General features: G+C 70.2%; 21 protein-coding genes. 16 read left to right on the top strand and 5 right to left on the bottom strand.

The genetic code is table 11. The features are described from left to right. The first annotated feature begins 52 nt into the window (after positions 1–52). Together ACWD5D_RS11205 and ACWD5D_RS11200 are read left to right on the top strand one after the other, a co-directional pair. Positions 53–271, top strand: coding sequence for a type IV toxin-antitoxin system AbiEi family antitoxin domain-containing protein (locus tag ACWD5D_RS11205; RefSeq protein ID WP_451372529.1), 219 nt, complete (start codon positions 53–55; stop codon positions 269–271). Further along, positions 268–783 carry a hypothetical protein gene (locus tag ACWD5D_RS11200; RefSeq protein WP_451372528.1) on the top strand — a complete coding sequence of 172 codons (516 nt, stop codon included), beginning with the start codon at positions 268–270 and terminating at the stop codon, positions 781–783. The genes ACWD5D_RS11205 and ACWD5D_RS11200 overlap by 4 nt, the downstream gene beginning before the upstream one ends. 175 nt (positions 784–958) lie before the next feature. On the opposite strand, the gene ACWD5D_RS11195 is transcribed toward ACWD5D_RS11200, so the two are convergent. Both ACWD5D_RS11195 and ACWD5D_RS11190 read right to left on the bottom strand, forming a co-directional pair. Next, positions 959–1,630 (bottom strand): hypothetical protein, encoded by a 672-nt coding sequence (locus ACWD5D_RS11195; RefSeq protein WP_451372527.1) that lies wholly within the window; start codon positions 1,628–1,630, stop codon positions 959–961. Between the two features lie 12 nt (positions 1,631–1,642). Further along, the gene (locus ACWD5D_RS11190) at positions 1,643–5,617 is read right to left on the bottom strand and encodes a hypothetical protein (protein WP_451372526.1); all 3,975 of its coding nucleotides are present in this window, start codon (positions 5,615–5,617) and stop codon (positions 1,643–1,645) included. Between the two features lie 265 nt (positions 5,618–5,882). Between ACWD5D_RS11190 and ACWD5D_RS11185 the strand changes: the two genes are divergently transcribed. From ACWD5D_RS11185 to ACWD5D_RS11120, 14 genes are all read left to right on the top strand, one after another. After that, a complete protein-coding gene (locus ACWD5D_RS11185; RefSeq protein ID WP_451372525.1) occupies positions 5,883–7,448 on the top strand; it encodes a phage tail sheath family protein in 1,566 nt (521 codons plus the stop codon). 50 nt (positions 7,449–7,498) lie between these two features. After that, on the top strand, positions 7,499–7,942 hold the full coding sequence (locus tag ACWD5D_RS11180) for a phage tail protein (protein WP_189820284.1): 444 nt from the start codon (positions 7,499–7,501) through the stop codon (positions 7,940–7,942). Next, on the top strand, positions 7,942–8,382 hold the full coding sequence (locus ACWD5D_RS11175; RefSeq protein WP_451372524.1) for a hypothetical protein: 441 nt from the start codon (positions 7,942–7,944) through the stop codon (positions 8,380–8,382). The genes ACWD5D_RS11180 and ACWD5D_RS11175 overlap by 1 nt, the downstream gene beginning before the upstream one ends. Next, positions 8,379–8,522, top strand: a complete 144-nt coding sequence (locus ACWD5D_RS11170) for a DUF6760 family protein (RefSeq protein ID WP_014671027.1) — start codon at positions 8,379–8,381, stop codon at positions 8,520–8,522. Before ACWD5D_RS11175 ends, ACWD5D_RS11170 begins: the two co-directional genes overlap by 4 nt. A gap of 80 nt (positions 8,523–8,602) precedes the next feature. Continuing rightward, positions 8,603–10,276 carry a hypothetical protein gene (locus ACWD5D_RS11165; RefSeq protein ID WP_451372523.1) on the top strand — a complete coding sequence of 558 codons (1,674 nt, stop codon included), beginning with the start codon at positions 8,603–8,605 and terminating at the stop codon, positions 10,274–10,276. Between the two features lie 25 nt (positions 10,277–10,301). After that, positions 10,302–10,733 carry a phage tail protein gene (locus tag ACWD5D_RS11160; RefSeq protein ID WP_451372522.1) on the top strand — a complete coding sequence of 144 codons (432 nt, stop codon included), beginning with the start codon at positions 10,302–10,304 and terminating at the stop codon, positions 10,731–10,733. A gap of 3 nt (positions 10,734–10,736) precedes the next feature. Beyond that, positions 10,737–11,537 carry a CIS tube protein gene (locus ACWD5D_RS11155; protein WP_451372521.1) on the top strand — a complete coding sequence of 267 codons (801 nt, stop codon included), beginning with the start codon at positions 10,737–10,739 and terminating at the stop codon, positions 11,535–11,537. 8 nt (positions 11,538–11,545) lie between these two features. Next, positions 11,546–13,510: a VgrG-related protein gene (locus ACWD5D_RS11150; protein WP_451372520.1), complete on the top strand. Its 1,965-nt coding sequence runs from the start codon at positions 11,546–11,548 to the stop codon at positions 13,508–13,510. Between the two features lie 146 nt (positions 13,511–13,656). Continuing rightward, complete coding sequence (locus tag ACWD5D_RS11145) at positions 13,657–13,932, top strand: PAAR domain-containing protein (protein ID WP_451372519.1); 276 nt, start codon at positions 13,657–13,659, stop codon at positions 13,930–13,932. Between the two features lie 3 nt (positions 13,933–13,935). Continuing rightward, the gene (locus ACWD5D_RS11140) at positions 13,936–14,343 is read left to right on the top strand and encodes a GPW/gp25 family protein (RefSeq protein ID WP_451372518.1); all 408 of its coding nucleotides are present in this window, start codon (positions 13,936–13,938) and stop codon (positions 14,341–14,343) included. Next, positions 14,340–16,307 carry a putative baseplate assembly protein gene (locus tag ACWD5D_RS11135; protein WP_451372517.1) on the top strand — a complete coding sequence of 656 codons (1,968 nt, stop codon included), beginning with the start codon at positions 14,340–14,342 and terminating at the stop codon, positions 16,305–16,307. Before ACWD5D_RS11140 ends, ACWD5D_RS11135 begins: the two co-directional genes overlap by 4 nt. Further along, a complete protein-coding gene (locus ACWD5D_RS11130) occupies positions 16,308–16,868 on the top strand; it encodes a phage tail protein (RefSeq protein ID WP_451372516.1) in 561 nt (186 codons plus the stop codon). 509 nt (positions 16,869–17,377) lie between these two features. Continuing rightward, positions 17,378–18,067, top strand: a complete 690-nt coding sequence (locus ACWD5D_RS11125; protein WP_451372515.1) for a discoidin domain-containing protein — start codon at positions 17,378–17,380, stop codon at positions 18,065–18,067. Between the two features lie 300 nt (positions 18,068–18,367). Beyond that, positions 18,368–18,748, top strand: a complete 381-nt coding sequence (locus tag ACWD5D_RS11120) for an EthD domain-containing protein (protein WP_451372514.1) — start codon at positions 18,368–18,370, stop codon at positions 18,746–18,748. Between the two features lie 22 nt (positions 18,749–18,770). Here the strand turns inward: ACWD5D_RS11120 and ACWD5D_RS11115 are convergent, their stop codons facing one another. Genes ACWD5D_RS11115 through ACWD5D_RS11105 form a run of 3 tightly spaced genes read right to left on the bottom strand, consistent with a single transcriptional unit; the run spans position 18,771 to position 21,748 of the window. Next, positions 18,771–19,928 (bottom strand): vWA domain-containing protein, encoded by a 1,158-nt coding sequence (locus ACWD5D_RS11115; RefSeq protein WP_451372513.1) that lies wholly within the window; start codon positions 19,926–19,928, stop codon positions 18,771–18,773. After that, positions 19,921–20,829 carry an AAA family ATPase gene (locus tag ACWD5D_RS11110; RefSeq protein WP_451372512.1) on the bottom strand — a complete coding sequence of 303 codons (909 nt, stop codon included), beginning with the start codon at positions 20,827–20,829 and terminating at the stop codon, positions 19,921–19,923. Before ACWD5D_RS11110 ends, ACWD5D_RS11115 begins: the two co-directional genes overlap by 8 nt. After that, the gene (locus ACWD5D_RS11105; RefSeq protein ID WP_451372511.1) at positions 20,822–21,748 is read right to left on the bottom strand and encodes an XdhC family protein; all 927 of its coding nucleotides are present in this window, start codon (positions 21,746–21,748) and stop codon (positions 20,822–20,824) included. The genes ACWD5D_RS11110 and ACWD5D_RS11105 overlap by 8 nt, the downstream gene beginning before the upstream one ends. Positions 21,749–21,750 lie beyond the last annotated feature (2 nt).

Here is a 21,750-nt window from a genome sequence, read left to right as displayed (position 1 = left end):
GAGTTATCCACAGCCCCACGCGCACCGTCCGAGCCTCACGCCATAGTGCGGCATGACGATCAACAGCGAAGTTCTCCGCCGGGTCCGCGCCACTGCCTCGCAGCAGGACTGGGTAATGACGACCCCACAGCTCCAGTCAGCCGGCGCCGACCGGAATGCCGTACGGCGCATGGTCAGGTCGGGTCAGTGGGTACCCCTGACCCGCGGCAGCTACTGGGTGGGGCGGGACGGCCAGGGACCGTCCTTACGCGCCCGGGCGGCATCCCAGTGACCACCCCGGTCCGCACCTGCGCGGACCTCCTGCTCCAACTCCCGCGAATGGAGGCGGTGAGCGTGCTGGACTCGGCACTGCACCAGGGCCTGCTGGCCGAATCCGACCTCCATAAAATCCCGACCCACCTGTCCGGCCGCCCCCATGCGCCCAGGGCACGGACCTGGCTCCGCCTGGCCAATGCCCGAGCCGAATCCCCCCTGGAAACCCGAGTCCGCCTCATCTGCCTGGACGACGGCCTCCCCCTGCCTGTCCTCCAGTGGCGCATTCCAGACCTGGAGCAGGGCTGCTCCTACCGCATCGACCTGGGCTGGCCCGCCCGCCTGGTGGGCATTGAGGCAGACGGCAAGGCCCCCCACAGTACCCCCCAGGCCCTTTACAAGGACCGCTTCCGCCACAACCGCCTGTCCACCCTGCTCCCCGGCCTGACCCTCCTCCGCTTCACCTGGTCCGACACCTACAACCCACAGTCGATCCTGCTCCCCCTCCGCCGCGCCCTCCGGCTCCCATGACCCCGAGGAGTGCGACGCAGGTCCCGCTTTGGATACCTTGAGGCGGCCGTAACGTCACACCGGATTGGATGGTGATGCTCATCCACACGGTGCAGCGGGAGCACCAGCAGCTGGGACTGACGGCTGACGCTGGCGCCGGAGTTCGGGCCGTAGACAGATCTGCCCTGACGGGTGCTCACTCTATGGGCGGCCACATCCGGTTCTCATCCTCGAACAGCGCCTCCACGGCGGAGGACGACTGATCGAGCAGCGCTTCCAGCTCCGCTGGTCCGACAAACGGATGATCCGCTTCCGGCCGTTCAGTCAAGGCTAGCCCTGGTCGGCTGAGCTGATGGCCCATCGTGGACCGATAGTAGGCGTACGGGAGTCCGCTCTCGTGCATACGGCGGGTCAGCGCGGTTTCGACTTCATCGGAACTCGTCACTCGGATCCCCCGCGCTCTGAGTTCAGGCAGAGTCTCCCCCACGGCCTCGTCATTCAGCGGATTGCCCGATACATCGAGCGACTCCAGAGAGGGCATCCGGCCGACCGGCGAGAGGTCCTCCAGAAGGTTCCGCCGGAGCTCGAGCGCGTGCACGGATGAGTCCTCGACACCATGGAGGTCGGTGAGGGAGCTGTCTTCGATTGCCAACGACATCAACCGAGGAAGCTGCGGAATCAGTCGAACCGAAGGAACATCGCAGCCGACAAGAATAAGCGATCTGAGATTGGGACAGAGTTCCAGTCCCGCCATGTTCCTCGCATGCGCAACGTGCAGGACTTCTACCTTGGACAGACGTCCCTCCGTCCACTCTTCGAGTTCGCCAATCTCTCGCGAGATCGCCACCTCGATAGCCGGGTCGGTCACACCATTCACCCCTCAGGATTCAATACTTGCCTTGGCATCCCTGAAGTCGTTCAAGATCTTCGCATAGTTCAGCCTCTGCTGGACCCCGAGAGCCTCGACGGATATCTCCGCCTTTCCGCCATCCGGAACCTGATAGAGCGCGCCAATTTTGGCCTCCAGGACGCTGCTTGGCAAGCCCCCGACATCCCCGTTCCAGATCAGCCCCGGCAGCCTGCCTTCCAGGACGGAGACAAATCCACTAGCCCCAAGCCCCTTGTTCTCGTTGAAGATCTCCCTCAGGGCGCCATGGAAATCTCCCGTTCCGTTCGTCATGGTAGATTTGTACTTCGTGTTTCCGTCCTGCCCTCGATAAGCTTCGTAGAACGATCCGACGTGGCCGCCTGGATCCACCTTCTTACCACTCGCATCCACGATGCGCCACAACACCATATTGGTGGAGGAGCGGAGCGCATGATGCAGGGTCACCCATTTGAGTGCACTCCTCAAATCCGTTCGATTTTTTTGATCCACGGCGGTCTGGAGCACGGCCCTGAGGTAGTTGGTAGGTATCCACTCATGCATCCCCGGGTCGAGGTCCCGAAAACGGTCCTTGAGCCAGTTGACGGAGTCGGAATGAGTGTTCCAGAGCTCATTGAACCGTCTCCATGAGATATCGCCCACCGCGCCGAACTCGACCATGTTGAAGAGAAACGCAAGTAACGGTGGATAGTCGCCACGGGTGGATTTCAGAACTGCTTCCTTAAGGTTCGGATCCGGATCCTTGGTCCCATCCGGAAACGGCTTGAATGCTCCGTATGGCGGACTGTCTGCCACGAAGTTCATCTGCTCAAGACGGCTTCGCGCCTCGCTGCCTTCGGCCGCCTTCTCCAACCCCTTGGCTCGCAGGACATCCACGGCCCGTCCGCTGCCCAGAGCTTCGAGGAGTTCCTTTCGAAACCCGCTTCCGGTCTTGAAAACGTTTTCCTTGTACGCATTAGGTCGGTTCGGAACCGTACCCTGACCCTCGAAATGTGCTCTGTTCACCGCGTCGACGGTCGCCGGGTTCCTGAGGTACTGACGGGCTGCGCCGGTCGTGGATTTCAGGACGCCTGCATCCCACAGCTTCGTCTTGGCTATCTGCCGGGACATCCAGTGAGCGTGAGCCGGTTCGATGACGATTCGATTACCAAAGAGCGGAAGATACCGCTTAACAAGTTCACGACGATCCCGGATTGCCGTTGTAGAACTGGTGGCATGAGGGTTGACACGACCACGGACTGCCCATTTTTCCCCGTCCGGTACAGGCACCAGTTCCTTCAGGCCATATCGGGCGCGAATCGCTGCCAGCGCCGGGCGGAGGGCCCCCGCTGTCACTGAACGACTGCTATATCTGTCCATGGCCCGTACGGCCGCCGCCATGGCTTTCTTGAGCCGATCCTCCTTCGCCCGTGGAGACTCGTTCTTGCCGCCTGGCCCCTTCTTCTTCCCTCTGAATTTCTGCCAGAGCGCCCTGCCCTTCTTCGCGATGAAGCCCACGATCTTGTCGATCGCCCGATTCACCGGCCGTGCGACCTTCTGGAAGACCTGCTTGATCTTATTGGCCAGCCCCCCGATCCCCAGCAGCGAAGCCAAGAACCCGATCAGCAGAGGAATGCTTGCCGCCAGTGCCGTCTCCACCATCTTCGGGACGCCCGCCGAGCCCCCGTTGGCGATGGCGATCACCGCGTCCAGGACGGCGTTCACGAACTCCACGATCTGGGCGCCCTGGTTCACGATGAAGGAGACGATGTCGACGATTCCCTTGACCGCGCGGACGAAGGCCGATGCGGGGTTGAGGAGGGAGAGGATCCAGGTGATGCCCGCGATGATGACCGTGGGGATCAAGTAGGACTTGAGGTCCTCCAGGATCGTGGACTTCAGGTCGCCCACCTCGGCGGAGATCTCATTGACCGCGCCGGCCGGGCCCTCCGTCGCCAGGGCCTTCGCCACCGGGACGGACTGTTCGACCGTGTTCATCGCCTGGTCGGGGATGCCCTTGCGGGTGATGCGGGCGCGGATGTTCGCCCACGTCAGGCCCAGGAGTGAGGCGATCAGCTGGATGATTCCCTTGAGGTCGAACTTCGACGGGATCTCGATCCCGCCCTTGACCGCCGTGCCCAACAGCCATGAGACCAGGCCCGATTGGAGGTGGGTGCCGATGTTCGACATGAACTGCTTCAAGCCCGCGCCGACCGCGTGGACCAGGTTGCCCAGGAACCCGATCGGGTCCTTGATGATCTTCGCGATGGCGGCCGCGGCCTTGGCCAGGATGCCCATCAGGAGGTTCTTGAGCGCCTTGATTGTGTTGATGGCGTCCTTGACCGCGTCGACGGCCTTCTGGACCAGGCCCTTGTTCGCCTCCTGGAGCTTCTTGATCTCCTCGTCGACCGCGTGCAGGGCCTGGGTGTACTTCTGGGCCAGGGTCTGAACCAGTTGCTTGGACTTGTCGTTGACCTCCGATTCGAGGTCGTCGAACTTGCCTGCGAAGTCCTTGGCCGCCTCCTGGCCGTACTGCTTCAGGTCCGCGGGGAGTTTGTCGACCTCCGTCTTCAAATCGGAGCGCCCCTTGGCGATCCGGGCCTTGGCCTTGCCCAGTTCGGTGCCGATCGTGTCGGCGATGGACGAGATGACACCCTGCATCAGACGCACGTAGAGCTTGCGGGACTCCTGGAAGAGCTGGTTCGCCTCCTCCGGCATGCCCGCGATCTTGTCCTTGGCCCACTTGGCCGGGCCCCAGAAGCCGCTGTAGCGCTTGTCCTTGTACTGCTTCATGCGGCGCTTCTGGTCCGTGTTGAAGGCGTCGCGGGCCTTCTTCTCGCCCTCCCCGAACTGCTTGTCGACCTTGCCGTCCAGCCCCGTCAGGATTCCCTCGACGTCCTTCTGGGTGGCGTCGAAGACCTTCTGGAGCTTGCCGGTGACCTCCGCCCGCTTCTGCTCGTCCTTCGACTTGGCCTCGCCCTTGCCTCCGTCCACCTGCTTGCCCGCCGCGTTGCGCGTCGCCGTCAGCGCGTTCATCGCCTGGGCGCCGGCCGCGGCGGCGCCGGACTTGGCGGTCGCCAGTTGCGTCTTCTCGGCGGCGCGGGCCTGGGTGGGGGCCGTCGCGGAGTGCTGTTCGGCTTTTCGTTTCTCTCCCAGTGCGCTGGTGAACTCCGGCTCGTTGCCCTTGGCCAGTTGCTCCTCGGTGACGTCGGCGTCCGCCATCTGCTGGTCGTTCTTCTTCGGCCCTTCGGAGAAGTCCGTGACCTCGGGCGGCTGTTGCTGCGGCGTCGCGTCTGCGGCGCTCGGCGCACCCGGATTCGCCGGAGGCTGGTCCGGGTGCATCGGGGTGACCTGCTTCTCCTTGGCCTGCGAGGTGTCGGGAGCCGCCTTGGTCGTGGTTTCGATGTCCTTGGCCGAGGCCTTCTTGCCGTCCGTGACCTTGCCGTCGACCTGACCCTTGACCTTTTCGGCCTTGCCGGAGTCGGCGAACTCGTCCGCCTCCTCAAGGTTCTTGGGGGCCTGAGCGGCGATCGCCTCGTTGACCGCCGTGATGAAGGCGGCCTTGTCGAACTCCCCCGGCCTGGCCGCGTTCATCTTCTCCGCGTTGGCCGCCTTGCCCTGGGCCTCCTTGTCGTCGGGCGGGGCCTTCGCCGCGTCCTGGGCCGAACGGGACTCGGCGGTCGCGGGGTTGTGCCGGGACAGCTTCTGCTTCTTGGCGGCGATGTCGGCGGTGACCCTGCGCATGCCCGGCGCCTGCGACGGCGGCGGCTTGACCGGGGCCGTGTAGCGCTGCGCGACGAGACGGGAGACGGCCGCGTTGCCGGCCGCGCCCTGGAGGCGCTGGAGGCTCTGGGGGGTCAACCCACGCCCGGGAGGAGGAGGGTTGGGGATTCGCTCCGGTGCGGGGGTGGCTTCCGCAAGGCGCGCGGACGGGGCGGGGCGGTCCTTCTGCGGCCCCTTCTGCGGCCCCTTCTCCGGGACCGACTTCACCGCGTCACCCCATCGGAGGGGTGGCGTCGGGGTGGCGGTGGCGGCAGAGGCGTCCGCGGCATGCTCTTCAGGGTGCCGACTCACCCCGGGCACGCCCGCGACAGGCCGGGTAGTGGCGGGGGCAGAAAGGCGTGCCCGATGGGGAAGGGGCAGCAACTGCCCGTTCGGGCAAAAGGGTCTGCACACCAGCACGGCCGAAAGCCCTACGCCGTTGATCGATCGCCCGGGAACAATCGCTGTCGTTTCCCCGGTCAAGGAGAGTGGTATGCCGTCGTACCTGTCCCCGGGCGTCTACGTCGAAGAGGTGGAGTCCGGGTCACGGCCGATCGAGGGGGTCGGGACCTCGGTCGCCGCCTTCATCGGGTTCGCGCAGAAGGGCCCGTTCCACGAGCCGACGCTGATCACCAACTGGACACAGTTCACGACCGTCTTCGGTGACTTCGTCGAGGGGACCTATCTCGCCTCCTCCGTCCACGGGTACTTCTCCAACGGCGGCGGGATCTGCTACGTCATACGGATCGGCGGCCCGGAGGGAGACCGGGACGAGGCGGGTGCCGGAGCGGCGCATGAGTTCGCCGCGGGGCCCACGGCCCAGCTCGGACCGTATGCCGTCAAGATGTTGCCCGGCGTCACCGGGGAGATCACCGTCGAGGTCGCCGACCCCGAGGGCGAAGACCCGCCACAGGACGTCTTCACGCTGATCGTGAAGCGGGACGGGGTGGTCGCCGAGACGTATCCCTCCGTGACCACCAAGCGCAGCAAGGACAACGTGGCCACCCAGGTCAGGGCCCGCTCCCAGCTCATCCGGCTGGAGGAGCCCGGCAAGGGGGCGGCGCCCGCCCGTCCCGAGGCGCAGTCCGTGACGCTGGCGGCGGCGCCGGGTGCCGGGCCGGGCGCGGGGGCCGTCGCGGTGCCCGACACGCTGTCGGCGGACGCGTACGTCGGCGATCCCGACCGGCGCACCGGGTTCGGCGGCCTGGAGGCCGTCGAAGAGGTCACGATGGTGGCCGCGCCCGACCTGATGAGCGCGTTCCAGCGCGGGGCGCTGGACCTGGAGACGGTCGTCTCGGTGCAGCGCGGGCTGATCACCCACTGTGAGGCGATGGGTGACCGGATCGCCATCCTCGATCCTCCACCCGGACTGAGCCCGCGTCAGATCAAGACCTGGCGGGAGGAGACGACGGGGTTCGACTCCAAGTACGCCACGCTCTACTACCCGTGGATCAAGGTGTTCGACCCGGCCGTGGGCCGCGACGCCTTCGTACCGCCGAGCGGGCATGTCGCGGGTGTCTGGGCGCGCAACGACGAGACGCGCGGGGTGCACAAGGCGCCGGCGAACGAGGTGCTGCGCGGCGCGGTCGGGTTGCAGACGCAGATCACCAAGGGTGAGCACGACCTCCTCAACCCCATCGGGCTCAACTGCATCCGTGCGTTCCCCAGCCGCGGCATCCGGGTGTGGGGCGCGCGCACGCTCGCCGACGACCCGTCGTGGCGGTACCTCAACGTACGGCGGCTCTTCAACTACCTGGAGGAGTCGATCCTCGCGGGCACCCAGTGGGTGGTCTTCGAACCGAACGACGATGCGCTGTGGGCCCGTATCCGGCGCACCATCTCGGCGTTCCTGGTCAACGAGTGGCGCAAGGGCGCCCTCTTCGGGCTGACACCGGACGAGGCCTTCTACGTGAAGTGCGACCGCGAGACCAACCCTCCAGAGTCCATCGAGGCGGGCCAGGTCATCTGCGAGGTCGGGGTGGCCCCGGTCAAGCCGGCGGAGTTCGTGGTGTTCCGGCTCGCGCAGCTCTCGGCGGGTTCGGGCGGGGTCGACGAGTGACGGTGGGTGCTGCGAGGGCCCTCACGACGGACGGATTCTAGGAGGCTTGCATGCCGCTCCCCGAGCTCGACAGTTCCGTAGGACACTCCTTCGGCCTTGAGTTCGACAGCGTCCTCATCAAGCAGATCACCGAGGTCAGCGGTCTGAAGATGGAGCAGGACGTCATCGAGTTGAAGCAGAACACGGCCGACGGAAAGTACGCGATCAAGAAGTTGCCGGGCCGTCCCAAGGCCGGTGAGGTCACCGTCACTCGCGGTCTGACGGAGGACAACAGCTTCGAGCGGTGGATCAAGGATTCCCGGTTCGGGAAGATGGTCAACGCCCGCCGCAACGGCTCGATCATCGTCTACGACTACGAGGGCATCCCGATCAAGCGCTACAAGCTGATCAACGCCTGGCCCAAGTCGCTGGAGATCAGCACCCTCAAGGCGGGTGACACCTCCGTGCTGACGGAGAAGCTGTCGATCACCTACGAAAGCGTGGAAGTCGACTGATGCGGCGTACGATCACGGCGTCCGCCCGGACCGGCACGGACGCGGACACCGGCGGGCCGGCCGACACGCTGCGCACCGAGTTCCCCTTCGAGCTGCCGCGCGGATACGTGGACGAGTCCGGGACCGTGCACCGCAGCGGCGTCATGCGGCTGGCGACCGCCCGCGACGAGCTGGTACCGCTGCGGGACGACCGGGTCCGGGAGAACTCCGCCTATCTGTCGGTGGTGCTGATCTCACGGGTGATCGTGCGCATCGGCACGATCGAGGACGTCCACCCCGGCGTCGTCGAGGACCTGTTCGCCTCCGACCTCGCCTTCCTCCAGGACTTCTACCGCCGGATCAACGCCGAGGGGCACACCCGCGCCGCGGTCACCTGCCCCTCGTGCCAGGAGAACTTCGCGGTGGACCTGTCCGGCGGTGGTCGCCTGGGGGAATCATGACGTACGCGGCCGACCGGATCCATGAGGAAGTCGCGTACCTCGCCTACCACTTCCACTGGTCCCTCGACCAGATCCTCGATCTCGAACACCCGGACCGGCTGCGGTACGTCGAGTACGTCGCCCGCCTGAACGAGCGGTGACGCGGATGGGATGGCTTTCCTGGCTCACCGGTGGGCGCGGACGCGGCGAGGGTGCGCAGAGCCCTGCCGCGCGGAGCACTGTGGAGACGAGCGGCCCGCCCGCGCACGCCTCGGGGTGGCGTGAGGTCGCGCCGCTGCAGCGTACGGTGGGCGCTCCCGCCCTGGTGACGGATCCGGCGGGGTTCCGCGGTTCCCTGGGCACCTGGCGGGACGCGTCGTTCCTCACCCCGCTGGGCCATCTGGTGAGCCCTCAGGCGCCGTCCGGGCTGGGCCACGGGCTGGTGACGCCGAGCGCGTCCACCGAGGTGCCGACGGTGAGCCGTGAGGTGTCCCCGGATGCCCGGGGTGCGGCTCGGGGGCCGGGCGTGCGGGGGACGAGTGGTGGAATGCGGCTCCCGGTCGTTCCGTTGCAGCGTGCAGTGGACGGGGGTGGGGTCGAGGGTGGGGTCGACGGCCCGCCCACCACGCACGACACAAGCGGCAGCGTCACCGTGGAGACGTCCGCCCCGCTGGTCTCGGCCCCGTCCCCGGACATGCCGCTGCGTCAGCTGGAGGGTGCGCCGGTCGAGGTGGCGCGGCCCGATATGACAACGGACGCGCCCCCGCCCCCGGTACCGTCCGCACCCTCGTCCGCGTCGCCCCGGGTCCAGCGGGCCGTGGAGCCGGGCCCCGCGCGCCCGCACGGCTTCGGTCTGGGAGAGCCGTTGACCGGGCTGCCGCCCACGGCCCAGCGCAGGCCCGCCGCGAGCACCAGTGGTCCCCTGCCACCGGACGAGCCCGGGTCGGCCCCGCCGGACCCGCCCTCCCGGCCGCTGCTCGCCGACGACCCGCTCATCGTGCCTACCACGGACACCGGCCCGGCACCGGAGCCGGAACCGGCCGGAACCGCCACCGCCACCGCCACGCCCGTACGGATCCAGCGGGCCACAGCGGCCGGAACGCCCGTGGCCGCCGCACCGGCCCCGGCGGCGGGGCCGGTGGTGCCGCTCGTCGCGCAGCGGCAGGTGCCCCTCTTCTCCGGGGTGCTGCCCCCGGGTGCCGATGGCGCGCCGGCGGGCCACGGGGGCGAGGCCGAGGTGCGTGTCGTACCGCTGCGGTGGTCAGCCGGGGCCGACGGCGGCCCGGCGGCGACAGCGGGAGCGGATCCGGCCCGCGCGGAGGGGACGCCGTCCGGGCGTTCCGATGTGCCGTCCGCCCAGCGGACCGTCGCTGGATCGGCCACTGCCCCGCCCATGGCCGCACGGGAGTCCGCCCGTCTCGCGTCCGGCCCGGTGCCGGACACGGGCGCGGTGGCCGTCGCCGCGGGGGTGGCACAGCGTATGGCCGACGGCTCGGTGGTGTTCCAGCCGCCGTCCGTCCCGTCCGCACGCCCCGTGCCGCCGTACGGTCCGCGGCCGGCCTCGGTGCCGCTCCCCCCGGCCGTCCAGCGCATGCCGTCCGCCCCGTCGTCCTGGGTCGTCCAGCGTGACGTATCCGGTTCCGAACCGCCTCCCCCTGATCCGCCCGACCCGCCGGCTCCGTCCGCCGAGCCGTCACCCGAGCCCCTCCCCGAGACCTCGGGCACCGCATCCGCCCCCCAGGAACAGACCCCGGAACAGGCCCAGGGCCCCGCGTCCGGCAGCTCTGGCCACGGCGCGCCGAAGGTGGACGACGAGCTGGTCCGCGCCCTGTTCGCACCGCTGAGCCGACTGCTCAAGGCGGAGCTGCGGCTGGACCGGGAGCGGGCCGGCCATCTGATCGACACCAGGCACTGACGAGTGCGGAGAGAAGGGGGACGGCATGTCCGTGACCGATGACCCGGCGGTCAGCGTCTGCTTCGTCGTCACCGTGGACGGTATCGAGCTGGGCTCGTTCAACACCTGTGAGGGCCTGGGCTGCGAGGTGGTGCTCGAACAGCGCGAGGAGGGCGGCAACAACGGCCACCTGTGGCAGCTGCCGACCCGTCTGAAGTACCCGAACATCAAGCTGTCCAGGCCGCTGACCCGGGACACCGAGAAGGTGGCCAAGTGGTTCGCGAGCATGACCACCGGCATCAAGCGCAGGACGGCGCACATCGAGGCGCGTACCGGTGACGGCCGCAAGGTGGCGCAGTGGGGGCTGCTGGAGGTGGTGCCGGTGCGCTGGACCGGTCCCTCGTTCAACCCGGAGTCCCCCAAGGTGGCGACGGAGACCATCGAGATCGCCCACCACGGCTATGTGATGGAGGGCTGAGAGTTGAGTTCGCCGGTGGCGTTCAGCGCGGCGGGCGCGGGGACGAGGGCCGTCCAGGGGGGCGGTGCCGGGGCCCGGCCCAAGCTTGAGCACGCGTACCTGGAGCTGCGTACCCCGCCGCCGGGCGGCAGTCTGACTCCGGGCGCGCCGAGCGGTCGGATCGACTTCCAGTTCAATCCCAAGGAGCTGTCCCTGACCAAGGCGGCCGCCTGGAAGCGGACGCCGGCCAAGGGGGCGAAGAGCGCGGGGCCGCCCGAGTACCAGGGGCCGCAGCCGAGCAAGCTCACCGTGGAGATGTTCTTCGACGCGAGCGACACCCAGGACACCAGCGTGGTGACCGCCGTGGAGAAGCTGTTCGCGTGCTGTGTGCCGACGAGTGAGACGCGGCAGCAGCAGCGGGCCTCGCCGCCGTGGGTGGTCTTCCACTGGGGCGGGCTCACCGGTTTCCCCGGTTACGTCAGCCAGGTGCAGGCGAAGTACACCCTGTTCACCACCTCGGGCGTGCCGATCCGGGCGGTGTGCCAGGTCACGATGGAGGAGATCACCGGGGAGACCCCGGGTCAGAATCCGACCTCGGGAGCGCTGCACGCGCGCCGTGTGCACCGGGTGCGCGCCGGCGACACGCTGGCGTCGCTGGCCTGGCGCGAGTACGGCGATCCGGCCGGCTGGCGGACGATCGCGGAGGCGAACGGGATCGACGATCCGATGCGCCTGCCCGAGGGGCGCGAACTGCTGCTGCCGGCGCTGGAGGAACTGGAGCGCGGCGGCGACGGCGGCGGCGACGGACACGACGGGGGTCGGTGAGGCCGGTCATGGTCAATCAGAGCGTCGCCAAGGTGCTGGTGGTGGAGTTCGACGGCCGTCCGCTGCCGCCGGCCGTGGCCAACACCCTGGTCGAGGGGTATGTGGACGACAGCCGTACGCTGCCGGACCTGTTCGTGCTGCGTTTCCGCGACCCCGGTCGGGTGCTGCTGGAGCAGACGGGGGTGCGGATCGGTACCCAGGTACGGCTGCTGGCCGGTGCCGGTGGAGGTCCGTCGCCGCGTCCGCTGTTCACCGGGAGCGTGACGGCGCTGGAGGTGGAGATCGACGACACGGGCACCTTCACGGTGGTGAGGGGTCTGGACGAGTCGCACCGTCTCTTCCGCGGCCGTCGGGTGGCCAGCTACCAGAACATGACGCTCGCCGACATCTGCGTCCGGGTGGCGCGGCGGGCGGGGCTCGCGCCGGGCACGGTGGAGGTGGCGGGCCCGGTGCTGGAGCACGTGGCCCAACCGAACGTCAGCGACTGGGAGTTCCTGCGCTCGCTGGCCGAGGAGGCGGGCGCGCAGATCCATGTGACGGACGGTCGGCTGCACGTCGTCAGGCCCACGGGGGCGAGTGCCGCTCCGGACACGTCCGCGCGGGCCGACCGCGATCCTCTGGTCCTGGAGATGGGTGACAACCTGCTGCGCTGCCGGGCGGGAGTGTCCGCCGCCGAACAGGTGTCGGCGGTCGAGGTGCGGGGCTGGGACGTACGGGCCAAGCAGCCGCTGATCGGCCGCGCCGACGCGGGCGGGGCGCCGACGCTGGAGCTGGGCGTGACGGCGGCCGAGGTGGCGCGGCCGTTCGGCGAGGCGGACTTCGTGGTGTCGGACGTGCCGTACGACAACCAGGCCCGGGTGGACCAGGCGGCGAAGGCCCTCGCCTCGCGGATCGCGGGGTCGTTCGCCGAGCTGGAGGCGGTGATCCGGGGCAATCCCGAGGTGCGGGCGGGTGGTGCGGTCGCTCTGGCCGGGGTGGGCGCGCCCTTCGAGGGCCGGTACACGGTGACGTCCTCGCGGCACGTGTTCGATCCGGTCCGCGGCTACGAGACCTGGGTGACGGTCTCCGGGCAGCAGGAGCGTTCGCTGTTCGGGCTGACCGGCGGCGGCTCGGGGAGCGGTACCGGTGGGGGCTCGCGGTGTTCCGGGCTGGCGAACGGCACGGTGACGGACACCAAGGACCCGGAGGGTCTGGGCCGGGTCAAGGTGCGGTTCCCGTGGCTGTCCGACGAGTACGCCAGCGACTGGGCGCGGACCGCGCAGGCGGGCGGGACCGGCGGCGGGGAGGCGTTCATCCCCGAGGTCGGCGACGAGGTGCTGGTCGGGTTCGAACAGGGCCATCTGGACCGTCCGTACGTGCTCGCCGCGCTCTACAACGGCCAGGACAAGCCGGGGCAGGCGCCGGGCGGACAGCAACAGGCCGGAGGCCAGGGCGGTCAGGGCGGTCAGGGCGGCCAGGGCGGCCAGGGCGGCCAGGGCGGCCAGGGCGGCCACGGGGACGGTCAGGGTGCGGAAGCCGTCGACCCCACGAGCGGAGCCGTCAACAAGCGCGCGTTCGGCTCCCGCGGCGGAAACAAGCTGGAGCTGCTGGACACGGCGAACGGCCCGCAGGGCGTACGGCTGGTGACGGGCGACGGCAAGCTCAGGATCAACCTCGACCGCAGGGGTACCACCATCGTCGTGCACAGCGACGGCACGGTGGAGATCGAGGCGAAGGAACAGGTCTCGATCAAGGCGGGCAGCGGCGTCGCGCTGGACGCGGGCAGCGGCACGCTGGAGCTGACCGGCGACTCGGTGAAGCTCACGGCCCGCACCGGGGTCCAGGTGGACGGCGGCACCGGAGAGGTGAGGCTGTCCACCGGCGGCGCGGTGGAGGTGCAGGGCGGCCAGGTGGCGGTGAAGGGCAGCAGCCGCACCGAACTCCGGGGCGGCAACACGCTGACCGTCAACGCGCCCATGGTGCGCATCAATTGAACGGCACTGCACTGATCGGCACTGATCGGCACTGATCGGCAGAGCATTGATCAGCACGGCACGGCACGGCACTGAACGGCACGGCACGGCACGGCACAGCACGGCACTTCATTGAACGGATCAGGACCAGGCAGGGGGCACAGCACATGCCAGCAGCCGCACGCGTCGGCGATCCCACCGGGCATCCCGGGGTGATCGGCCCGCCCGGAGTGCCCACGGTGCTGATCGGTGGGCAGCCCGCGGCCACGGTGGGCACCGCGCACCAGTGTTCCTCGCCCGCCGCGCACCCGCCGTCCGCCCTCGCCCCGCCCGGCAGTTCCACGGTGCTCATCGGCGGCCGGCCGGCCGCCCGGGTGGGCGATGCGGCGGGCTGCGGCTCGCCGGTGACGTCCGGGTGCCCGAGCGTGCAGATCGGAGGGTGAGGCATGGGCCGGCAGTTCATCGGCGCGGGCTGGGCGTTTCCGCCGCGTACGGACGCCACCGGCAGCATCGCGCTGGTCCGCGACGAGCGCGAGATAGAGGAGTCGATCCGGCTGATCCTGGCCACCTCGCCCGGTGAGCGGCCGATGCGCCCCGAGTTCGGGTGCGCGCTCGGCGACTACGTGTTCGCGCCCGCGGACGCCGGCACGGCCGGACAGCTGGCCTACGAGGTGCGGCTCGCCCTGGAACGGTGGGAGCCGCGCATCGAGGTGACGGAGGTCGCCGTACGGTTCGACGAGGCGGACGACGGGGTGCTCTACATCGACATCGGGTACGCGGTGCGCGGCACCAACGATCCGCGCAACCTGGTCTTCCCGTTCTATGTGATCCCGGACAACGAGGGGTCCGCATGACGCTCCCCAGCCCCAACCTGGACGACCGGCGCTTCCAGCAACTGGTGGACGAGGCCAAGCGGCTGGTGCAGCAGCGCTGCCCCGAGTGGACCGACCACAACGTCTCCGATCCCGGTGTCACGCTGATCGAGGCGTTCGCCACCATGGTCGACCAGCTCGTCTACCGGCTGAACCGGGTGCCGGACAAGAACTATCTGGCCTTCCTGGACCTCATCGGGGTGCGGCTGTATCCGCCGACGGCCGCACGCACCGAGACCACGTTCTGGCTGTCAGCCCCGCAACCCGACACCGTGCGCGTCGCGGCCGGAACCGAGGTGGCCACGGTGCGCACCGAGACCGAGGAGGCGGTGGTGTTCACCACCGGCCGGGATCTGTCGGTCCTGCCGTGCGCGCTCTCCCAGCTCGCCACCTGGTCGGCCACCGGCAATGCCGCCGACCGGTCGCAGGAGCTGGCCCTGGGCCGCGACGTGCCGTGCTTCAGCCCCACGCCCACACCCGGGGACTGCCTCTACATGGGGCTGTCCCAACCGGTGCCCGGCTGCGCGGTGGTGCTGCGCCTGGACTGCCGGGTGGACGGTGTCGGTGTCGATCCCCGCCGCCCGCCGCTGGTCTGGGAGGCGTGGGACGGCGCCGCCTGGGCGCTGTGCGAGGTCGAGAAGGACGACACCGGCGGATTCAACAAAGCCGGCGAGGTCATCCTGCATGTGCCCGCCGCGCACACCGCCTCGGTGGTGGCGGGGCACTCCGGCGGCTGGCTGCGCTGCCGTCTGGTGGAGGCCGCGGCGGACCAGCCCGCCTATGTGGCGTCCCCGACGGTCCGCGCGGCCGGCGCGTTCACCATCGGCGGCACGGTGGAGGCCGCGCACGCCGAGACCGTCGTGGAGGAGGTCCTGGGCCTGTCGGAGGGGGTGGCCGGACAGGGTTTCCGGGTGGCCCGGCCGCCGGTGGTGGCGGGCGAGGCGCCGTTCGTGGTCGAGGTGGCCGAGGGACGCGGCTGGGTGGAGTGGACGCGGGTGGACGACTTCGCGCACTCCACGCCCTACGACCGCCACATCACCCTGGACCCCAACTCCGGCCAGGTGGACTTCGGGCCCGCCGTGCGGGAACCCGACGGCACACTGCGGCTGTACGGCGCGGTGCCGCCGAAGGGCGCCCCGGTGCGGGTGCGGTCCTACCGTACGGGCGGCGGACGGCGGGGCAACGTGGCCCGGGGTGCGCTGCGGGTGCTGCGCAGTTCGCTGCCGTTCGTGGCGCGGGTGGAGAACCGCCGTCCGGCGCTGGGCGGGGTGGACGGCGAGACGGTGGAGAACGCGCGGGTGCGGGGGCCGATGACGCTGCGCACCCTGCACCGGGCGGTGGTGCCACACGACTACGAGCTGCTGGCGCGTGAGGTGGCGCCGGACGCCGCGCGCGTGGCGTGTGTCCCAGCGGGTCCGGCCGAAGGCGAGCAGCCGCCCGAACAAAGTGGCGGTGTACGGCTGTTGGTGGTGCCGGCCGGTGGCAACGACGAGCAGGGCCGGATCCGGTTCCAGGAGCTGATCCCCCCGCAGGACACCCTTGCGATGATCGCGTCGTACCTGGACGAGCGGCGTCCGATCGGCACCCGGCTGGTCGTGGAGCCGCCCTACTACCAGGGTGTCACCGTGGTTGCCTCGGTGGTGCCGGGCCGCGGGGTGGCGGCCGACCGGCTGCGGGAGGCGGCGCTGGCCGCTCTGTACGGCTACTTCAACCCGCTGTCCGGCGGCCCGGAGGGGCAGGGCTGGCCGTTCGGGCGGCCGGTGCACTCCGGGGAGGTGTTCGCGGTGCTGCAGCGGGTGCCCGGCGTCGACCTGGTCGAGGACGTACGGCTGTTCCCGGCGGACCCGGTGACCGGAGAGCGTGGCGAGGCCGCCACGAAGATCGAACTCGACCGTCACGCACTGGTGTTCAGCTATGAACACCAGCTGCGGGTGAGGGAGGCGTGAGTGCGCGGAACACTTCCCGGACTGCCGACGCCGCACCCCCTGCTGCATCAGCTGCCCGCGGTCTATCTGGACCAGCCCTTCGTCGAGGGGTTCCTGAGCGCGCTGGACGAGGTGCTGGCACCCGTGCTGCTCACCCTGGACAACCTGCCCGCACACCTGGATCCGCGCACCGCGCCCGAGGACCTGCTGGCCTGGCTGGCGGATTGGGTGGCGGCAGAGGTGGACGGGGAACGGCCGGTCGACCGGCGCCGCGCCGTGGTGGCCGGTGCGGTGGCCCGGCACCGGCAGCGGGGTACCCGGGCGGGGCTGGCCGCGGCGATCCTGGTGGAGACGGGCATCGAACCGGAGATCAGCGAGAGCGGCGCCACCTCCTGGTCCGGTGAGCCGGGGTCGGCGCTGCCCGGTTCGGCACGGCCCTGGGTACGGGTGCGGCTGCGGGTGCCGGACGCACAGGCCGTGGCAACGACCCGGGCACGGCTGGAGAAGCTGGTGGCCAACGAGGTGCCCGCGCATGTCCGGTACGAGGTGGAGGTCCTGGCGGCAGAAGGGGCGGGTGCCTGATGATCTGCCCCGACTGCGGCCACCGCAATGCGCCTGGTACCCGCTTCTGCACGTCCTGCCAGGCGTTTCTGGCATGGGAGGACGAGGAGCAGGGCGGGGAGCCGTCTCCCACCACGGGGCCGGCCACTGCGCCACCCCCCGAGGCTCCCCCGTCCGCCACGCCCGAGCCCGACGTCCTCACCGTGGCCACGACGGCCCCGGCCCCCGCGCCGGCCCCGGCTCCGGCCCCGGCCCCGGCTCCGGCCCCGGCCCCGGCTCCGGCCCCGGCTCCCGCTCCGGCCCCGGCTCCGGCCACCCGAACGGCGGCTCCGCCGTCCGCCACACCGCCCATCGTCGTCCCACGGCGGCCCGACGACCCACCGCAGCACCCACCGGGTGAGGCACCTGACCACCGCACCGGCACCCCCGACGACCCACCGCCCCAGGTGCCGCCCCGGCCGGACACTCCGCCGCGGCGTCCCGGCCGCCCCTGCTCGAGCTGCCATGCGGAGAATCCGCACCAACGGCGCTTGTGCGTACGCTGCGGGGCCCTGCTCGACCCCGCGCCGCCACCCGGCCAGGCTCCCCGGCCGCCATGGTGGCGCCGGATCCTGCCGAGCCGCGAGCGGCGCCCGCTGGCCGCCGGGAGCCGGCCCAGGCTCCGGGTGCGGCGCCGGCCACGACTGACGCTGCCGGTGTTCCTGATCGTCCTCGTCGTCGTGGCATGGCTCGCCCGTGCCCAGCTGGCCCAGCTGTTCACCTTCGCCGAGGACAGCACCGGTGATCCGAAGCCCCTGCACGCCGTACACGTGCGCGCCTCCAGCCAGGCGCCGTCCCACCGGGCCCAGGCGGCCTTCGACGGCCTCAACAACCGCTACTGGGCGCCGGCCGCCCGGGGCTCCGGCACGGGTCAGTACCTGGAAGCCGACTTCGGACGCCCGGTGCGGATGCGGGAACTGCTGGTCACTTCCGGGATTTCGACGAAGTCGGACGAGTTCCTCAGCCAGGCCCGGCCGTCGAGGATCACCGTCACCCTTGTCTCCTCGCAGGGCAAGCACACCACCAAGAACCTCAGTCTCAACGACGCACCCGGCCAGCAGAGTTTCGAGGTCCAGGGGTCGGACGTGACGCAGGTACGGCTGACGGTGGACGCCGCCTACGGCACCCGGCCGGACCGCCGGGTGGCCATCGCCGAGGTGGAGTTCTTCGGTCGCCAGTGACGCACGGCCGCGCGCCGCCGTGCGCCTGCCCTATCCGGAGAAACCATCGCAGGAAAAGGATTTCCGCCTTTTTGGAGAGTAATCCGGAGGAACGGGAGGAGTCGATTCCAGAGTCCTGTCCGGATGCAGCAGGGCCACCGCTGGACGATGGGTTTTACCGACCCCAGAGACTATCGCAGTCCGCAGATAGTCATTATATTGTCGCCTCCGACACGCGCCGAGTCGCCAAGGGGCAGCGGAGGTTGGCGACGATCTCGGATGCACCGTTTCCCTGCGATTCAATGAGGAAGTAGGGATCTCATGATCAAGATCACCTTTGCGCTTCGGAGACGAAGTGACCTTTCCGAGAGGGAATTTCATGAGTATTGGAGCACAGATCATGCCGCATTGGTGAAGCGGCACGCCAATGCGATCGGCCTTCGTCGGTACGTTCAGTCGCACACTGTTCAAACATTGATCGACGAGCCGATACGGGCAGCTCGAAGCCTCGAGACAGAGCCCTATGATGGCGTCGCCGAATTGTATTTCGACAGTGTCGAGGCGCTCGTGGCTTTGCTGCATACCGAGGAGGTACAGGCCATCAGCGCCGCACTGGTCGAGGACGAAAAACGATTCGTGGACTTGGACCGATCGCCGATCTGGATCACGGAAGAGCACGTGATCGTCGACGTGCTCGGCTGAAGTTCGTCGCCTCGCCGCAAATCTATTTCAGAGCACGGCGGCGACGCGGGGCCGACAGAGCGGTGGTGAAGTCGTCCAGGGCAGCGAGGTTGTGGGCGCTCACGACGGCGTCGCAGTAGGGCAGTGCGGCAGCCATTCCGGCCACGAGCGGACGGTAACGCGGGCTTGCCGTACGCGGGTTGACCCAGACGACGCGGTAGGCGACCCGGGACAGCCGCGCCATGTGGATGGCGAGGTCGGCGGGCGCGCCCGTGTCCCAGCCGTCGGAGACGATGGCGACCACGGCGCCGTGCGCCATGCCGCGTCGGCCGAACCGCTCGTTGAACTCCGCCAGGCACTGCGCTATCCGGGTGCCCCCGGACCAGTCGGGGGCCGCCCGTCCGGCCCGTGCCAGGGCGTCGTGCGGCCCGGCCCGGCGCAGGACGGGCGTGAGGCGGGTGAGCCGGGTGGCGAAGGTGAAGACCTCGGCGTGGGTGGCGCGGGCGGCGCAGTAGAGCAGTTGCAGCATCGCGCGGGCATAGGGCTCCATCGAGCCGGAGATGTCGCAGAGCACGACGAGGTCGCGGGGGCGGGTACGGGGCACGAAGCGGCGTAGCCGCAGTGGGTGTCCGCCGGTGCGCCTGCTGTCGGAGAGGGTGCGGCGCACGTCGATGCGCGTGCCGTGGTGTGCGGTGCGGTGCCGGCGGGACGGCCGGGTCGGGGTGCGGAGCACCATGGTGCGCATCACCTCGGAGAGCCGGGCCAGTTCCGCCGGGGACAGGTCCGCGAAGTCACGGCTCGCGAGACGGTCGAGCGGACTGGCGGCGAGGGGGACGCGAGCCTCCCGCGGCTGTGCGTCCTCGTCCCGGCCTCGTCCGTCCGCGGTGGCCGTCCGGGTGCGGGGGACGCGGCCGGGCACGGCGTCCGGGAGCGAGCGGGCCGGGTCTGCGCGTTGCCCGCGTCGTGCTCCGCGGTCGGCCGGGCCGCCGAAGACTTCCTGGAAGACCGCGTCGAACGGTTCGATCTGCTCGGGGTCGGACACCAGGGTGGCGAGCGCGCAGTGCCGTAGCTCGCGTGTCGTCGACGGCGCCAGCAGGGTGAGCGCACGAGCGAAGCTCCGGGTACGGTCGGGGCCCACCGCGATCCCCGCGTCGTGGAGGGCGGCGGTGAACGCGGCGGCCAGTTCGGGCAGGTCAGGCATCGGAGCCCGGCTCCGCGTCGACCAGTTCCGCCAGTCCCGCCCGGCGCACGGCATCGAGGTCCTCGGCGTACTTGAGCACCGCCCCCAGGGTGCGGTCGGCGGCGTCGGCGTCGAGAACGGAGAGTCCCAGCGTGTGCAGCGCGCCCGCCCAGTCGATCGCCTCGGCGATCCCGGGCGGCTTGGTGAGCTCCTGTCGGGCACGCAGGATCGCCACCCCGCGCGCCACGCGCGTGGCCAGCCACGCGGCCGACTCCGGCACGCGTCTGCGGATGATCGCGGCGACTCGTGCGGTGTCCGGGTAGTCGATCCAGTGGTAGAGGCAGCGGCGTTTGAGCGCGTCGTGCAGATCCCGGGTGCGGTTGGAGGTGAGGACCGCCACCGGCGCCACCACGGCCGTCCGGGTGCCGAGTTCGGGGATGGTGACCGCGGCGTCGGCGAGCAGTTCCAGCAGGAACGCCTCGAACTCGTCGTCGGCGCGGTCCACCTCGTCGATGAGCAGCACCGCCGGCCGCGGTCCCGGGTGGCAGATCGCGGCGAGCAGCGGCCGTGGCAGCAGGTAGTCCTCGGTGAACAGGTCGGCGTCCCGCAGGGGCTCGGCGCGCGACTCGGCCAGCCGGATGGCCAGGAGCTGCCGGGGGTAGTTCCACTCGTAGAGGGCCTCGGCCGAGGACAGTCCCTCGTAGCACTGCAGGCGGATCAGCGGGGTGTCGAGCACGGCGGCGAGCGCGCGGGCCGCCTCGGTCTTGCCGACGCCGGGCTCGCCCTCCAGCAGGATCGGCTGCCGCATGCGTACGGCCAGCAGCAGCGCCGTGGCCAGGGCGTCGTCGGCCAGGTATCCGACTGCGTCGAGACGTGAGCGCAGGGCGGGGGCGTCGGGTACGAGGGCGTCGAGGTCAGGCATGCGCGTAACGGGAGGGGTCGTCGGCGAAGGCGTGCCGGCACCCCGGCCCGCAGAAGTACACCCTGCTGCCGGCCCGGTCCAGTGAGAGGGTGTCGGTGGTGATCGCCACGGTCATGCCGCACACGGGATCCACGTCCTCGGGCACGGCCCGCGGCGCGGCGGTGTCGGCTCGGGGGCGCGCGGCTCGGGCCGTCTGCGGCCGCAGGGCGATGATCTCGGCGTACACCGACAACGCGATCTCCGCCGGGGTCCGCGCGCCGATGTCCAGGCCGGCCGGGGTGTGGACGCGCGCGCGTTGTTCCTCGCCGAGATCCAGCCCGGCGAGCACCGCCGCGCCACGTCCCGGACTGGCCACCAGCCCGATGTACGGGACCCCGGCGCGTGCGGCCTCGGTCAGCACGGTCTGCTCGTCGCGGCCGTGTGTGGCGATGACGACGACGTCCAGATCGGGCGGCAGCGGTTCCCGGGGCGCGGCCGGCCGGGTGTCCAGGCCGAGCACGCGGCCGACGTCGAGGAGGGCGCGGGCGATGGGGGCGTGTCCGTAGACGTACGCCAGCGCCGGGGGGAGGTTGGCCTCCAGGAAGATGTCGAGCGTCCCGCCCGACAGGCAGGGGTTGGCCACCGTGACCAGGCCTTCGCCCGGCTCCTGCGCGCCCGCGGTCCCACTGTCCGCGGCGGGAGTGATCCTCAGCAGCAGCGATTCGCCGGTCCGCAGCACCCGCAGGCCCTGCAGCCGCACCGTCGTCTCGGCGCAGCTGCCGCCCACGAAGCCCTCGACGGTGCCGTCGGGCAGCACCAGTGCGCTGTCCCCGGGCTTGGCGCTCGTGGGCCGTTCCGCGTGGACGACGGTGGCCAGGACGAACGGGGTCCGGCCGTGCCGGAGCACGTCCGCCCGGGTCAGCAGTTCGGCGTTCGTCATCG

The sequence above is a fragment of the Streptomyces sp. NPDC002520 genome, assembly GCF_053595235.1.
This window is presented reverse-complemented; position numbering and strand designations above follow the sequence as displayed.